Raw genomic sequence first — 15,374 nt, forward strand, 5'->3', positions numbered from 1 at the left:
GTCGCCACGACTGCGGTTCGTAAGAATTGCGGGGAATCCGGGAACGTCCGCCGCGTTACCCTCAGGTCATGACGAACCCGACGCGTGCGACGAGGGAGGACACGTTCCGCGCCGCTGCAGCGGGGTTGAGTGCATCGTTCCTCGCCGTCGGCCTGGCGGAACTCGTCGCCGCGGTGGTGGAGCCGAGCGCGAGCCCGTTCGCCGTGATCGGGAGCGGGCTCATCGACCTCGCTCCGAGCTGGGCGAAGGACACCGCCATCGCGCTGTTCGGCACCGGTGACAAGGCGGCCCTGATCGTGGGCATCGCCGTGGTGCTCGTGGTCGTCGCCGCTGTCGCGGGAATCCTGGAGCGACGACGGTCCGGTGTCGGTGCCGTGGTCCTGGGAGCGCTCGGCGCTCTCGCCGTCGTCGCGGCGATGGTTCGCCCCGGCGCGGGGCCGTTCGCCTGGCTGCCCGGGCTGGTCGCCGGTCTCGTCGCCGTGGTCGTCCTGCGCCTCCTGATCGCCCGACTGCGTCCGGTCGCAGGGCTCGGACCCGACGACGAGGACCGGAGACGATTCCTGCTGTGGACCGCGGGTGTCGCCGCAGCGGGTGCCGTCGCGCTCATCGTCGGCAACGTCGCGCGCGGCGCGAGCCGATCGATCGAAGCGGTCCGCGACGCGCTGCGGCTGCCCTCGGCGGCACGCGCAGCAGCGGCGGTTCCCGCCGGTGCCGAGCTGGGGATCCCCGGCCTCGCCCCTGTCGTCACTCCGAACGTGGACTTCTACCGCATCGACACCGCGCTCATCGTGCCGCGGGTGGACCCGGCCGACTGGTCGCTGCGCATCCACGGGATGGTCGAGCGCGAGATGGAGATCACCTGGGACGAGTTGCTCGCGATGCCGATGCAGGAGTCCGACGTCACGCTCGCGTGCGTGTCGAACGAGGTCGGCGGATCCCTGATCGGCAATGCACGCTGGCTCGGGCTCCCCGTGCGGGATCTGCTCGCGCGCGCGGGCGTCGACGCCGATGCGGACATGGTGCTCTCGACCTCGGCCGACGGGTTCACGGCGTCCACACCGATCGAGGCCCTCACCGACGACAGCGATGCGCTGCTCGCGATCGGGATGAACGGCGAGCCGCTGCCGATCGAACACGGCTTCCCGGTGCGGATGGTGGTGCCGGGGCTCTACGGCTACGTGTCCGCCACGAAGTGGGTCACGCAACTGGAGGTGACGCGGTTCGACCGCGCCACCGCCTATTGGACGACACGCGGATGGTCCGAGCGCGGACCCATCAAGCTGCAGTCGCGCATCGACGTCCCTCGCCGGGGGCAGCAGGTCACCGCGGGGGATGCGGTCATCGCGGGGATGGCCTGGCAGCAGCACGTCGGCATCGCGGGAGTGGAGGTGCGTATCGACGACGGGCCGTGGCGCGCGGCCGAGCTCGCGACCGCGATCTCCACCGACACGTGGGTGCAGTGGAGCCTCGACTGGGTCGCGGAGAGCGGCACGCACACCATCGAGTGCCGGGCGCTCAACGTCGACGGCGAGACGCAGACATCCGATCCTGCGGCTCCCGCCCCCGACGGCGCGCAGGGTTGGCATCGCATCGACGTCTCGGTGGCCTGAGCGCGGGATGCGACCGCCGCCCACACGGCGTAACCACGCCCCGCATCCCACCTAGAATTGCTCCATGCCCGCAGGCGAATCGTTCTACATCACCACACCCATCTACTACCCGTCCGACGTGCCCCACATCGGCCACGGGTACACGACGGTGGCCGTCGACACGCTCGCACGGTGGCACCGCCAGGCGGGCGACGACACCTGGATGCTCACGGGCACCGACGAGCACGGCCAGAAGATGCTGCGGGCGGCCGCGGCGAACAACGTCACGCCGCAGGAGTGGGTCGACAAGCTCGTCAGCGAGAGCTGGTTCCCGCTGCTGACGACGCTCGACGTCGCCAACGACGACTTCATCCGCACCACCCAGGAGCGCCACGAGATGAACGTGCAGACGTTCTTCCAGCGCCTGTACGACCGCGGCTACATCTATGCGGGCGAGTACGAGGCGCTCTACTGCGTGGGCTGCGAGGAGTTCAAGCCCGAGTCGGAGATCGTCGACGGCACCGGTCCCTTCGAGGGCCTGAAGGTGTGCGCCATCCACTCGAAGCCGCTGGAGCTGCTGCAGGAGAAGAACTACTTCTTCAAGCTCAGCGAGTTCCAGGACCGGCTGCTCGAGCTCTACAAGACGCGACCCGACTTCGTGCGCCCCGACTCGGCGCGCAACGAGGTGGTGTCGTTCGTGAGCCAGGGCCTCAAAGACCTGTCGATCTCGCGGTCGACCTTCGACTGGGGCATCCCGCTCCCGTGGGACGAGTCGCACGTCATCTACGTGTGGGTCGATGCGCTCCTGAACTACGCCACGGCCGTCGGCTACGGCTCCGATGAAGAGACCTTCGAGCGTCGCTGGCCCGCCTACCACGTGGTCGGCAAGGACATCCTGCGCTTCCACGCCGTCATCTGGCCCGCTCTGCTGATGGCGGCCGGCCTCGAGGTGCCGCAGGGCGTCTTCGCGCACGGCTGGCTGCTGGTCGGCGGCGAGAAGATGTCGAAGTCGAAGCTGACCGGCATCGCGCCGACCGAGATCACCGATGTCTTCGGGTCCGACGCCTACCGCTTCTACTTCCTCTCCGCGATCGCCTTCGGACAGGACGGGTCCTTCTCGTGGGAAGACCTGTCCGCTCGCTACCAGGCTGAGCTCGCCAACGGCTTCGGCAACCTGGCTTCGCGCACGACGGCGATGATCGAGAAGTACTTCGAGGGCATCGTGCCGCCGGCGGCCGAGTACACCGAGAAGGACCTCGCCATCCAGAAGATCGTCGCGGAGGCGGCGGCGAACGCGGATGCGGCAGTCACGCAGTTCCGCATCGACGAGGCCATCGCCGCGATCTGGACGATCGTCGACGCCCTCAACGGCTACATCACCGAGAACGAGCCGTGGGCGCTGGCCCGCGACGAGGACCAGCGCGCGCGTCTGGGCACGGTGCTCTACACCTGCGCGGAGGGGCTGCGCGCACTCGCCGTGCTGCTGTCGCCCGTGATGCCGCAGTCGACCGAGAAGCTCTGGATCGCGCTCGGCGCTGCGGAGACCTTGGGTCGTCTGCAGGACCAGCCGATCCGCGAGGCCGGAGCCTGGGGCGTGCTGCGCCCCGGTACCAGCGTCAACGGCCTCGCACCGCTGTTCCCGCGGGTGGAGTCCACGGCCTGAGCCGGCCGGACGAGATGGCGGACACCTATGTGCGCGAGCGCTCGGGCGACGGCCGCAAGGATCTGAAGTACCCGGCCGCCCCCGAGCCGCTGACGGTTCCGGTGTACGACAACCATGCGCACCTGGAGATTGTCGACGGCGACGAGCCGCTGTCGCTGACCGAGCAGCTCGATCGGGCGGCGGCGGTGGGCATCGCCGGTGTCGTGCAGGCCTCCGGCGACATCGAGTCCTCGCGGTGGGCCGTCGAGGCCGCGGCCGCCGATCCGCGAGTCCTGGCTGCGGTCGCGATCCATCCGAACGACGCGCCGACGTATGCGGAGGAGGGGCGTCTCGACGAGGCGATCGCGGTGATCGACGAACTCGCCGCGCATCCGCGCACCCGCGCGATCGGCGAGACCGGGCTCGATTTCTTCCGCACGGAGCCGGAGCGACGGGCTCCGCAGTTCGAGTCGTTCGAGGCGCACATCGATCTCGCGAAGAAGCACGGCATCGCCATGCAGATCCACGATCGGGATGCGCACGACGCGGTGCTGGAGACCCTCGCCCGTGTCGGTGCTCCGGAGCGGACGGTCTTCCACTGCTTCTCGGGAGATGACGCGATTGCGCGCATCTGCGCGGACGCCGGCTACCACCTGTCGTTCGCGGGCAACGTCACGTTCAAGAACGCCCAGAACCTGCGCGACGCGCTGAAGGTCACGCCTCTCGATCGCCTCCTGGTCGAGACGGATGCGCCGTTCCTCACCCCCGTGCCACTGCGGGGCCGGCCGAACGCGCCCTACCTCGTCCCGATCACGGTGCGTTTCATGGCGGCCGAGCTCGGTGTGGAGGTGGATGAGCTGTGTGCCCAGCTCGCCGAGAACACGCTCAGGATCTACGGTTCGTTCGTCTGAACCTGTTCCACCGGCTTCGCAGTACACGTGTCGGGAGATTGCTCGTATGTCGGAGCAAAAGGGCGATTCCTCCCGACAAGCGCCCATCCTCCCGACAAGTGCGCAGCGGATGTCCGGTCGGTGATGGGCGGAAGGATCAGGCGGCGTCGATCGGATCGGGATCGGCAACCGGCTTCGCGCTCACGATGTGTGAGATCGGCTTCCACACCAGCAGCAGTGTGAGTGCCGCGCCGCCGAACGCGAACCACCACGGGGCGGTCAGGCCCCAGACCTGGGCGATCACGCCGCCGAGCGCCTGCCCGACGATCATGCCGCCGAACACTCCGACCATGTTCACGGAGGCCACGCGGCCCTGAAGCTCAGCGGGGACCAGCCGCTGCCGGACGGTGGTCGAGATCGTCGCCCACACGAACGCGTACGCGCCGAAGAAGAACATGATGATCAGCGCGACCCAGCCGGTGGTGGTCAGCGCGAACGACAGATGCATGAGCACTTCGAGCGAGAGCACGATGCGCATCAGGGTGGCGAAGGACACGTGCCGTTCGAGCCACCCGAAGCTGAGGGTCGCGAGGATCCCGCCCGCCGCCGATGCGGTCGTGAGTGCCCCGTACCCGACCGCGCCCATCTGCAGGTGTTCCGTCGCGTAGAGCACGAGCACACCCCAGGGAGCTGCCCACGTGATGTTGAAGACGAGGATGATCAGCACGAGCATCCGCACCGGGGGATTGCGCCACAGCCACCGCAGCCCCTCGGCGATGTCGGTGTGCACGGGCGAGTGGGCCTCGGCGGCTCGGGGCGGCACGGGCGTCTTCGCCATGCGGGAGATGAGGACGACCGCGAGTGCCACGCACACCGCTTCGAGCAGGAACGGCCAGGCCATGCCCGCGGCGAACAGGAACGCGCCCAGCGGGGGACCGGCGAACTGATTCGCGACCAGATAGCCGGCCTGCAGGCGGGCATTGCCGATGCCGAGGTCGGCGGGCTTCACGAGCATCGGCAGGAGGGTGCTCCCCGTCGTGTCGACGAACACCTCGGCGGTGCCGTAGAGGAAGGCGACGGCGAGCACGATCCAGATGTTCGCGACGCCCGTGACGAGGAACACGCACAGCGCGACGAGGACCACCGCGCGTGCGGCGTTCGCGAGCATGACCAGTCGGCGACGGTCGAAGCGGTCGGCGATCGCCCCCGCGTGCAGGCCGAAGAGCAGCCACGGGAGGAACTGCAGGATCGCCCCCGTCGCCACCAGCATGGGCGATGACGTCATGGATGCGATCAGCAGGGGAGCAGCGGCGAGGGCCACTCCGTCACCGACGTTGCTGGTCCACGACGACGCGAGCAGCCAGCGGAAATCCCGGCCCATGCGACGTGGGGCGACGATCTCTCCGAGTGATGGCACCAGAGAAGACTACTGACGGCGGGGGACATCTGCCGCGTGGGGGACAATGGGAGGATGACCGTCACCCTGCTCGGCGCCACCGAGATCCGCCGCCTCGCCGCTGAGCTCGACGTCACTCCGACGAAGAAACTCGGCCAGAACTTCGTCACGGACGCCAACACCGTCCGCAAGATCGTGCAGGCGGCCCGGGTGCAGCCGAGCGAGCGCGTGGTCGAGGTCGGCCCCGGACTCGGCTCGCTCACGCTGGCGATCCTGGAGACCGGGGCTTCGGTCACCGCGGTCGAGATCGATCACCGCCTCGCCGCGCGACTCGCCGAGACCGCCGCCGCGCACGGCGTGGAGGCCGAGCGGCTCACGGTCGTCGATGCCGACGCCCTGCGCATCACGGAACTGCCCGGAGAGCCGACCGTGCTGGTCGCGAACCTCCCGTACAACGTGTCGGTGCCGGTGCTGCTGCACTTCCTCGAGAGTTTCCCCTACCTGCAACGCGGCGTGGTGATGGTCCAGGCCGAGGTCGCCGAGAGGCTCGCCGCCGAGCCGGGCTCCAAGATCTACGGGTCGCCCAGCGTCAAGGCCGCCTGGTACGGCGAGTGGAAGCTCTCCGGCACCGTCTCCCGCCAGGTGTTCTGGCCGGTGCCGAACGTCGACAGCCTGCTCGTCGGCTTCGACCGTTCCGAAGGGGAGCGGGGGACCGAGGAGGAGCGTCGCCGCACGTTCCGGATCGTCGATGCGGCGTTCAACCAGCGCCGCAAGATGCTCCGCCAGGCTCTGTCGGGGATCTTCGGCAGCTCCGCGGCGGCGTCCGACGTGTTGATCGCCGCCGGTGTCGCGCCGACGGCGCGGGGCGAAGATCTCACTGTCGAGGACTACCACCGGATCGCGCAGCAGGCGGCGGCGTCCGATGTCCTCGACGACGACGTCGCCTCACCCAGTAATCTGGCACCGTGACCGACTCCCCCCGCTTCCGCCCCGATGTCCCCGAGCTGCACCGTCCGTATGCCGCGGACGAGAGCCGCTATCAGCAGTTCGCCTACCGCCAGGTCGGCACGTCCGGCCTGTATCTGCCCCCGATCTCGCTCGGGCTGTGGTGGAACTTCGGCGACAACATCCCGCTCGACAACCAACGCGCACTGCTGCGCCACGCGTTCGACCGCGGCATCACGCACTTCGATCTGGCGAACAACTACGGCCCGCCCTACGGCTCGGCCGAGAAGAACTTCGGTCGCATCTTCGCGGAGGACTTCCGTCCGTACCGCAACGAGCTGATCATCTCGTCGAAGGCCGGCTGGGACATGTGGCCCGGCCCCTACGGCGACTTCGCGAGCCGCAAGTACATCCTCGCCAGCGCCGAGCAGTCGCTGACCCGCATGGGCCTCGACTACGTCGACATCTTCTACTCCCACCGGGTCGACCCGGTCACCCCGATCGCCGAGACGATCGGAGCCCTCGACACCCTCGTGCGCCAGGGCAAGGCGCTCTATGTGGGCATCTCGTCCTACAGCGCCGAGCGCACGGCCGAGGCCGTCGCGGTCGCGAAGGACCTCGGCACGCCGCTGGTCATCCACCAGCCCGCGTACTCGATCCTCAACCGCTGGGTGGAAGACGGCCTGACCGACACCCTCGAGCAGTCGGGCCTGGGTGCGATCGCCTTCACGCCGCTGGCACAGGGGCTGTTGACCGACAAGTACCTGGGGGACGGCACGGCGGAGCGTGCGCAGAAGCGCGGTTCGCTGCCGGACGGGCGCCTCACCGACGAGGCCGTGCAGACGCTGCGAGCGCTGAACGAGGTCGCGCAGGGGCGTGGTCAGTCCCTCGCCCAGCTCGCGCTGCAGTGGACGCTGCGCAACCCCGTCGTGGCTTCCGCCCTGATCGGCGCCTCGCGTCCCGAACAGCTCGACGAGAACATCGCCGCGGTGAACGGACCCGCCTTCCAGACGGAGGAGCTCGCCCGCATCGACGAGCTGGCCGGCGCGATCGACGTGAATCTGTGGGCGAAGTCCTCGGAACTGTGATCCGCTCATGAGCCTCGCCGCGTCCACCGACTCCGTGCACGTACGCGCACCGGGCAAGATCAATGTCTTCCTCGGGGTCGGCGGTCGGCACGACGACGGGTATCACGCGCTGGCGACGGTCTTCCAGGCGGTGTCCCTCTACGAAGACGTCATCGCGCGCCCCGCTGACGAGTTCTCGGTCACCGTCTCCGGGGTGGAGGATGTCGACTCGGTTCCGCTGGACGACCGCAACTTGGCGATGCGCGCGGCCAAGCTCCTCGCCGTCGCCGTGGATCATCGAGGCGGCGTCGCCCTCGAGATCCGCAAGAGCGTGCCGGTCGCCGGCGGCATGGGCGGAGGCTCGGCGGATGCCGCTGCCGCCCTGGTCGCCTGCGATGCGCTGTGGGGAACGGGGTTGTCACAGGCACGGCTGCACGACCTCGCCGCCCGTCTCGGCGCGGATGTGCCGTTCGCCCTGCACGGCGGCACCGCGGTCGGAACCGGGCGCGGCGACCAGTTGAACCCGGCACTCGCCCGCGGACGCTTCGACTGGATCCTGGTGCCCAGTGAGGAGGGCTTGTCGACGCCCGTCGTCTACGGGCGCCTCGACCAGTTGCGCGAGGAGGAGGGCGCGCTCGCCGATGATCCGCCGCTGTCGCTCGACGTGCCGATCCCGGTCCTGCAGGCGCTCCGGTCGGGCGACCCGGGGCAGCTCGCCGCGTGTCTCGAGAACGATCTGCAGCCCGCAGCCCTCTCCGAGCGTCCCGATCTCGCCGACACGATCGCGCAGGGGGTCGCCGCCGGAGCATTGCAAGGCATCGTGTCCGGCTCGGGGCCGACCGTGGCACTCCTGTGCCCCGATCCGGAGACGGCCCAAGACGTGCAGTCCGCTCTGCGGGCGTCCGGATTCGATCCCCTGCACGTGCACGGCCCGGTTCCGGGCGCCCGCATCATCGGCTGACCGACGGTGCCCGCGGACGACCGTCCTGCGTAGCGACCGTGCTCGAAAGATGCACCTGCGCGCCCCGGCAGACATAATGAAGTGACGATGTGACCGTGCACACGCGAGGAGGCACCTGATGTCCAGTGCAGCCGAGCGTGCGCGGCAGCCGAGCATCCGCGATGTCGCCCGCCTCGCCGGGGTGTCTCATCAGACGGTCTCCCGCGTCCTGAACGACCACCCGAGCATCCGCCCCGAGACGAAGGCCAAGGTCCTCGACGCGATCTCCGTGCTCGACTATCGGCCGAACCTCGCCGCCCGCGCTTTGGTGACCAGCAAGTCGAATGTGCTCGGGATCCTGTCCGCGACGATCGGGGAGTTCGGGCCGACCTCCTCGATCGCGGGCATCGAGGATGCGGCGCGCGAGGAAGGCTACGCGGTCTCGACCCTCAACCTCCCGGCGACGACGCCGGAGGCGATCGGCAATGCGGTGCGCCAGCTGGCGCGCGAGCAGGTGGACGGCATCGTGGTGCTCGCCCCGCAGGTGCGCGTGTTCCATGTCCTCCGCGGCATGTCGGTCGACATGCCTTTCGTCACGCTGCAGACCGCGTCGGGTTCCGACGGGGTGAGCCTGTCGGCGGATCAGGTGGCGGGGGCCCGAGCGGCCACGGAGCATCTGATCTCCCTCGGCCACAGCGACATCCTGCACCTCGCAGGCCCGCAGGACTGGATCGAGGCGGAGTCGCGCATGCGCGGCTACCTCGACGGTCTGCGTGAGGCGGATCTGCCGACGTTCCCGCCGATCCGCGGGGACTGGACCGCCGACTTCGGGTACTTCGCAGGCAAGGAGCTCTCGCGACGGCGGGACTTCACGGCGGTGTTCGCCGCCAACGACCTGATGGCGATCGGGCTCATGCACGGCTTCCGCGACGCCGGACTCCGTGTGCCGCACGACGTGAGCGTGATCGGGTTCGACGACATCCCGGTCGCCGCGCATGTGGCTCCCACACTGAGCACGGTTCATCAGGACTTCCCCGAGCTGGGCCGGCGCGCCGTGCGGATCCTCCTCGCACAGATCCGCGGCGAGGAAGCCCCGGCGTTCGGCCCCTTGCAGACGGTCCTGCGCGCGCGCGAGTCCGCCGCCGCTCGCTGACGGGTTCGTACCGCGCTCCGCGCGACGTTCGAGATCATCGAATCCTTTCGATCCCTGGCCTCGCCTGGAGACGTGGGATCGCGTGGGTCGCGGTGGGGTCACGGTCGGTATCCGAAATGCCGGAGCGGACTTGACAGCGCCTCGTCGTGAGTGGACGATGTATTTCAATGTGAACGGTCACATCGAAGGTGACCGCACGTCGCAAGGAAGATCCGTGAGCACCACAGCAACGTTGCCTACCGTGTCAGGCCCCATCCTGGAGATGCGCAGCATCACCAAGGAGTTCCCGGGCGTCAAGGCGCTCGCCGACGTCTCGATCACCGTCCGCGCCGGCGAGATCCACGCCATCTGCGGCGAGAACGGCGCGGGGAAGTCGACTCTGATGAAGGTCCTCTCCGGGGTGTACCCCTACGGGACCTACGAGGGGGAGATCCTGCTCTACGGCCAGGAGCAGAGGTTCAAGGACATCGTCGCCAGCGAGCAGGCCGGCATCGCGATCATCCACCAGGAACTCGCGCTGATCCCCGAGCTGTCCGTCACCGAGAACATCTTCCTCGGCAACGAGATCCAGCGCGGCGGACGCATCGACTGGCAGGCCCAGAAAGAGCGCACGATCGAGCTGCTCGCGCGCGTGGGCCTGAACGAGGATCCGGATGCGCAGATCAAGACGCTCGGTGTCGGCAAGCAGCAGCTGATCGAGATCGCGAAGGCGCTCAACAAGGACGTCAAGCTGCTGATCCTCGACGAGCCGACCGCCGCCCTGAACGAGAACGACTCGCAGCACCTGCTCGACCTGATCCTCGGGCTCAAGGCCAAGGGCATCGCGTCGATCATGATCAGCCACAAGCTCAATGAGATCGAGCAGATCGCCGACGAGATCACGATCATCCGCGACGGTCGCACGGTCGAGACGCTCGACATCTCCCGTGGCGAGATCAACGAGGACCGGATCATCCGCGGCATGGTCGGTCGGTCGTTGGAGAGCCGCTACCCGGATCGCACGCCCGAGATCGGCGAGGTGTTCTTCGAGGTCAAGGACTGGTGGGTGCAGCACCCGACCGTCCCGGAGCGCATGGTCGTGAAGGGGTCGAACATCACCGTCCGGCGCGGCGAGGTCGTCGGCATCGCGGGACTCATGGGCGCGGGGCGCACCGAGTTCGCGATGAGCCTGTTCGGCCGCTCCTACGGCACGTTCCTCTCGGGCACACTGATCAAGGACGGCCAGGAAGTCGTGCTGCCCGACGTGGCGTCGGCGATCAAGCACGGCCTCGCCTACGTGAGCGAGGACCGCAAGGTGCTCGGGCTCAACCTGCTCGACACGATCAAGAGGTCGGTGGTCGCCGCGAAGCTCTCGAAGATCGCCAAGCGCGGCGTCGTCGATGCGCGCGCCGAGTTCGCCGTGGCCGAGGACTATCGCAAGGCCCTTCGCATCAAGACCCCGTCGGTCGAAGAGGGCGTCGGCAAACTCTCCGGCGGCAATCAGCAGAAGGTCGTCCTGGCGAAGTGGATGTTCACCGACCCCGACCTGCTGATCCTCGACGAGCCCACCCGCGGTATCGACGTCGGCGCGAAGTACGAGATCTACGCGATCATCAACGAGCTCGCGGCGCAGGGCAAGGGCGTCATCGTCATCTCGAGCGAGCTTCCTGAGCTCCTGGGCATCTCCGACCGCATCTACACCGTCTTCGAAGGTCGGGTCACCGACTGCATCCCAGCCGATCAGGCGACACCTGAGGACCTCATGCGCAGCATGACCTCCGCGACCCAGAAAGCAACCGCATGACCACCGACACCACCGCAACGAAGCGCGGCTTCCACTTCAAGGACATCACGAAGATGTTCGGAGGCGGTCAGTCGACCCTCCGCCAGTTCGGCATCCTCGGCAGCCTCGTCGTCATCCTCGTCGTCTTCCAGGTGCTGACCTGGATCGTCAAGGGCACGGGCCTCACGCTGTCCTCGGGCAACCTGATCAACGTCGTCAACCAGTACTCGTACATCCTGATCCTCGCGATCGGCATGGTGATGGTCATCATCATGGGCCACATCGACCTCTCGGTGGGGTCGGTGGCCGCGTTCACCGGCATCGTGGTCGCGAAGGCCATGGCCGACTGGAACCTCCCTTGGCCGCTCGGTGTGCTCCTCGGCCTCGGGGTCGGCGTGCTGGTCGGTGCCTGGCAGGGGTTCTGGGTCGCCTATGTCGGGGTGCCGGCGTTCATCGTGACGCTGGCGGGCATGCTGTTCTTCCGCGGTGCGAACCAGTGGGTCGGTGACTCGCAGTCCGTTCCCGTGCCGCAGGGCTTCAAGGTCATCGGTGCCGGCTACCTCCCCGAGCTGCCGTTCATCCCCGTGCCGTTCAACGTGTTCACCATGCTGCTCGCGCTGCTGGGCGTCGCATGGATCGTGTTCTGGGAGATCCGCACCCGGCGCGTGCAGCACAAGATGGGGGCCGAGACGGCGCCGCTGTGGGTGAGTGTCACCAAGGTCGTGCTCATCTCGGCCGTGATCCTGATCGCGGGCTGGCTGTTCGCCACCGGGCGTGAGGGCACCAGCTTCCCGATCTCGGGCATCATCCTGCTCGCCCTGGTGATCCTCTACTCGTTCATCACGAACAACACGGTCTTCGGTCGTCACATCTACGCGGTCGGTGGCAACCGGCAGGCCGCGCGCCTGTCGGGTGTGAAGGACCGCTGGGTCGACTTCTTCGTGATGATGAACATGTCGGTGCTCGCGTCGCTGGCCGGCATGATCTACGTCGCCAGGGCGACGGCCTCCGGTCCGCAGGACGGCAACGGCTGGGAGCTGGATGCGATCGCCTCGGTCTTCATCGGTGGCGCGGCTGTCTCGGGCGGTATCGGAACCGTGATCGGGTCGATCATCGGTGGTCTCGTCATGGCGTTCCTGAACAACGGCCTCGCCCTGCTCGGCGCCGGCGCCGACGTGGTGTCGATGATCAAGGGTCTGGTGCTCCTGTTCGCCGTCGGTGTCGACGTGTGGAACAAGCAGCAGGGTCGCCCGTCGATCATCGGCTTCCTGACGCGTCGATTCGGACGCAAGCAGGATCCGGCCACCGACACGTTCGATCCGACCAAGACGAACTATCCCACCAGCCAGAAGTACGAAGCCCCCGCCGTCGACGAGACGCGCGGTTAGGAGAGGTCGCTTCGCGCGCGCTCGCGTGACACGACCTTCACACACCAGAGAAAGAGATCACATGAAGAAGATTCTTCTGTCGGCGACAGCGCTTGTCGTCGCGGGCGCCTTCGCCCTCACCGGCTGCTCCTCGGAGCGCGGCGGTGGCACGGACTCGGGATCGGGGGACGAGGCCAAGGGTTTCGCCGCTGACGCCACGATCGGTGTCGCCCTTCCGGACAAGACCTCGGAGAACTGGGTCCTCGCCGGTCAGCTGTTCACGGACGGTCTCAAGAAGGCCGGCTTCAAGGCGGACGTGCAGTACGCGCCCGCCAGCAACACGGTCGCGGAGCAGCAGAACCAGATCCAGGCGATGGTCACCGGTGGCGCCAAGGTCATCATCATCGGTGCGAAGGACGGCAAGCAGCTCGCCACGCAGGTCGAGGCCGCTCGTGACGCGGGCGTGACCGTCATCGCCTATGACCGTCTGATCGAGAACACGGAGGCCGTCGACTACTACGTCGCGTTCGACAACTTCAAGGTCGGTCAGCTGCAGGGCCAGGCTCTGCTCGATGGACTCGCCGAGCGTGCGGGACACGAGGCTCCGTACAACATCGAGCTGTTCTCGGGCTCGCCGGATGACGCGAACTCCGCTGTGTTCTTCAACGGCGCGATGGACGTGCTCCAGCCGAAGATCGACGACGGCACGCTCAACGTCGTCTCCGGCCAGACCGAGATCGCCCAGACGGCGACCGAGGGCTGGAAGGCCGAGAACGCCCAGCGTCGCATGGACTCGATCCTCACCTCGACGTACAGCTCCGAGACGCTCGACGGCGTCCTCTCGCCGAACGACACGCTCGCTCGCGCCATCATCACCTCGGTGCAGCAAGCCGGAAAGCCGGTCCCGGTGGTCACGGGTCAGGACTCCGAGGTCGAGTCGGTGAAGTCGATCATGGAGGGCATCCAGTACTCCACGATCAACAAGGACACCACGCTCCTCGTCGAGCAGTCGATCAAGATGGTCGGCCAGCTCCAGAAGGGTGAAGAGGTCGACGTCAACGACACCGAGCAGTACGACAACGGCGTGAAGGTCGTTCCGGCTTACCTGCTCGACCCGATCATCGTGACCAAGGAGAACGCGGCAGAGGCATACGCCAACGTCCCGAGCCTCCTCGAGATCGTGAAGTCGTACCAGTAACTCGCACGGCACACATCCTCACGGATACGCGAACCGTCCGGGCCCTCGGGTCCGGGCGGTTCGTCGTTCAACCGGTGCACATGCCCGGGAGGCGCTCAGAACGGTGCGGTCACCGGATCGGCACTCGTGAAGGTCACCGTGTTCTGCGGAGGCGGCCGGTCGATGTACGTGCGACCGGTCGGGCTCGTCCACTCCAGCACGCCGCCCGAGGTCTGGTCGACGTGCCAGGGGGAGTGGTGTTTGAGCATGTGATGTCGTCGGCAGAAGGCGGCAAGGTTTCCGTGGGCGGTCGCCCCTCCGGTCGAGGCCGCATGATTGTGGTCGAGGTCGCACTTGCGCGCCGTGATCCCGCATCCGGGAAACCGGCACCGCTGGTCCCGCGCGCGGAGATGCCGCCGGAGATGCTCACTCGGGCGGTAGCGGTCGACAGCGAGCATTTCGCCAGAGATCGGATGCGTCAGCACGCGGTCCCAGCCGGTCGCGGAACCTGCCAGCGTGCGAGCGGTCGTGACGTCGATGGGGATCGTTCCGTCGAGCTCGGCCGGTGATGAGGTCGTCGGAGCGTCATCGTCCATCAGAGTGAGCACCGGCACCGTGACCTCGACGCGGGCGCGGACCTCGCCCAGCAGGCTGTCCGCCGTGTCATGGCCCGCGGGGGATCCTGTGAGAACGAGGTCGGCGAGCAGATCGGCGCGCAACTGATCGACCGTGCGGTCGTCGGCGGGGAGTCCGGCGGCCGAAGCGTCCTGTGCCGCTCGCGCGTTCTCCTCTTTCACCGCATGCGCCATCTGCGACAGCCGGTCGAGCATGCCGTGCAGGAGGACCGCGGGTCCGCGCGCCCCCAGCTCGGCCATCCCGTCGTCAAGGTCCTTCACCCACACGCGGCGCAGCTCGTGGGCATCGCGATGCCGCTCGGTGAGACTGCGCTCCTGGAACCGCTCGGCAAGACGCCGCACGATGCGCCGAAGCCGATTCGGGGATTCCGTCACGGCGACCTCCACGGCCTCCGCGGCGTAGGCGGCGCGATCCGCAGCCTCGTCGAGATGCGCGCCCGCCTCGACGATGACCCGGGAGTGCGCGGCACTGATGCGCCCTTCGCCCTGCGCCTCCCATACCGCCGGGAATCGGTCGACGAGCCACGAGGCCTCGGCCATCTTGCGCTCGATCGTGCGGTCGCTCAGGTGCTGCGCAGCGCCGATCTCGGCAGCGACCGTGCGGATCGCCATGTCGCCGTGATCGGGGTGGGCGGCGCCGCGGGCGATGTCGACGGCCAGGCGTCCGGCCATCGCGAGCATGCCGTCGCGGGCCGCCTGCATGCTGCTCAGCGTGCTCTCCGCGGCCTCGAGCGACGCGACCAGATCGGCGAGCATCGCCATCTGGGAATCGGTCGCGTCGAGCAGTGCGGTCATGACTTCAGTCCATCAC

At 68.0% G+C, this 15,374-nt stretch carries 12 protein-coding genes; 10 read left to right on the forward strand and 2 right to left on the reverse strand.

Annotation, left to right across the window (positions count from 1 at the left end; translation table 11 throughout):
- Positions 1-68: 68 nt before the first annotated feature.
- The 3 genes from KV397_RS05020 (at position 69) to KV397_RS05030 (ending at position 4,142) form a co-directional block, all read left to right on the forward strand.
- Positions 69-1,610, forward strand: a complete 1,542-nt coding sequence (locus tag KV397_RS05020) for a molybdopterin-dependent oxidoreductase (RefSeq protein WP_261812313.1) — start codon at positions 69-71, stop codon at positions 1,608-1,610.
- A gap of 64 nt (positions 1,611-1,674) precedes the next feature.
- Positions 1,675-3,252: a methionine--tRNA ligase gene (metG, locus tag KV397_RS05025; RefSeq protein WP_261812314.1), complete on the forward strand. Its 1,578-nt coding sequence runs from the start codon at positions 1,675-1,677 to the stop codon at positions 3,250-3,252.
- 14 nt (positions 3,253-3,266) lie between these two features.
- Positions 3,267-4,142, forward strand: coding sequence for a TatD family hydrolase (locus KV397_RS05030; RefSeq protein WP_261812315.1), 876 nt, complete (start codon positions 3,267-3,269; stop codon positions 4,140-4,142).
- A 136-nt stretch (positions 4,143-4,278) separates the two neighbouring features.
- Here KV397_RS05030 and KV397_RS05035 read toward each other — a convergent pair whose 3' ends face one another.
- Entirely contained in the window at positions 4,279-5,538 is a 1,260-nt protein-coding gene (locus KV397_RS05035) for an MFS transporter (protein ID WP_261812316.1), read from the reverse strand.
- Between the two features lie 54 nt (positions 5,539-5,592).
- Between KV397_RS05035 and rsmA the strand changes: the two genes are divergently transcribed.
- From rsmA to KV397_RS05070, 7 genes are all read left to right on the forward strand, one after another.
- Complete coding sequence (gene rsmA, locus KV397_RS05040; protein WP_047519161.1) at positions 5,593-6,486, forward strand: 16S rRNA (adenine(1518)-N(6)/adenine(1519)-N(6))-dimethyltransferase RsmA; 894 nt, start codon at positions 5,593-5,595, stop codon at positions 6,484-6,486.
- Positions 6,483-7,550 (forward strand): L-glyceraldehyde 3-phosphate reductase, encoded by a 1,068-nt coding sequence (mgrA, locus tag KV397_RS05045; protein WP_261812317.1) that lies wholly within the window; start codon positions 6,483-6,485, stop codon positions 7,548-7,550. Before rsmA ends, mgrA begins: the two co-directional genes overlap by 4 nt.
- Positions 7,551-7,557: 7 nt before the next feature.
- Positions 7,558-8,490: a 4-(cytidine 5'-diphospho)-2-C-methyl-D-erythritol kinase gene (locus tag KV397_RS05050; protein WP_131491566.1), complete on the forward strand. Its 933-nt coding sequence runs from the start codon at positions 7,558-7,560 to the stop codon at positions 8,488-8,490.
- Positions 8,491-8,608: 118 nt separating this feature from the next.
- Positions 8,609-9,622, forward strand: a complete 1,014-nt coding sequence (locus KV397_RS05055; RefSeq protein ID WP_047519167.1) for a LacI family DNA-binding transcriptional regulator — start codon at positions 8,609-8,611, stop codon at positions 9,620-9,622.
- A gap of 157 nt (positions 9,623-9,779) precedes the next feature.
- Entirely contained in the window at positions 9,780-11,405 is a 1,626-nt protein-coding gene (gene mmsA / locus KV397_RS05060; protein WP_407665276.1) for a multiple monosaccharide ABC transporter ATP-binding protein, read from the forward strand.
- Positions 11,402-12,772, forward strand: coding sequence for a multiple monosaccharide ABC transporter permease (mmsB, locus tag KV397_RS05065; RefSeq protein ID WP_047519171.1), 1,371 nt, complete (start codon positions 11,402-11,404; stop codon positions 12,770-12,772). Before mmsA ends, mmsB begins: the two co-directional genes overlap by 4 nt.
- 61 nt (positions 12,773-12,833) lie before the next feature.
- Positions 12,834-13,949, forward strand: a complete 1,116-nt coding sequence (locus KV397_RS05070; RefSeq protein WP_131491567.1) for a substrate-binding domain-containing protein — start codon at positions 12,834-12,836, stop codon at positions 13,947-13,949.
- A 95-nt stretch (positions 13,950-14,044) separates the two neighbouring features.
- Here the strand turns inward: KV397_RS05070 and KV397_RS05075 are convergent, their stop codons facing one another.
- Entirely contained in the window at positions 14,045-15,358 is a 1,314-nt protein-coding gene (locus KV397_RS05075; protein WP_261812318.1) for an HNH endonuclease signature motif containing protein, read from the reverse strand.
- Positions 15,359-15,374 lie beyond the last annotated feature (16 nt).

The sequence above is a fragment of the Microbacterium aurugineum genome, assembly GCF_023101205.1.
Classification (GTDB): Bacteria; Actinomycetota; Actinomycetes; order Actinomycetales; family Microbacteriaceae; genus Microbacterium; species Microbacterium aurugineum.

What these genes read in the sequence shown, in the direction of transcription:
- KV397_RS05020 (WP_261812313.1), top strand. Translation starts at nt 69, where the DNA reads ATGACGAACCCGACGCGTGCGACGAGGGAGGACACGTTCCGCGCCGCT.
- KV397_RS05030 (WP_261812315.1), top strand. Translation starts at nt 3,267, where the DNA reads ATGGCGGACACCTATGTGCGCGAGCGCTCGGGCGACGGCCGCAAGGAT.
- KV397_RS05050 (WP_131491566.1), top strand. Translation starts at nt 7,558, where the DNA reads ATGAGCCTCGCCGCGTCCACCGACTCCGTGCACGTACGCGCACCGGGC.
- KV397_RS05055 (WP_047519167.1), top strand. Translation starts at nt 8,609, where the DNA reads ATGTCCAGTGCAGCCGAGCGTGCGCGGCAGCCGAGCATCCGCGATGTC.
- KV397_RS05075 (WP_261812318.1), bottom strand. Translation starts at nt 15,358, where the DNA reads ATGACCGCACTGCTCGACGCGACCGATTCCCAGATGGCGATGCTCGCC.
- KV397_RS05070 (WP_131491567.1), top strand. Translation starts at nt 12,834, where the DNA reads ATGAAGAAGATTCTTCTGTCGGCGACAGCGCTTGTCGTCGCGGGCGCC.
- mmsB (WP_047519171.1), top strand. Translation starts at nt 11,402, where the DNA reads ATGACCACCGACACCACCGCAACGAAGCGCGGCTTCCACTTCAAGGAC.
- rsmA (WP_047519161.1), top strand. Translation starts at nt 5,593, where the DNA reads ATGACCGTCACCCTGCTCGGCGCCACCGAGATCCGCCGCCTCGCCGCT.
- metG (WP_261812314.1), top strand. Translation starts at nt 1,675, where the DNA reads ATGCCCGCAGGCGAATCGTTCTACATCACCACACCCATCTACTACCCG.
- mmsA (WP_407665276.1), top strand. Translation starts at nt 9,780, where the DNA reads ATGTATTTCAATGTGAACGGTCACATCGAAGGTGACCGCACGTCGCAA.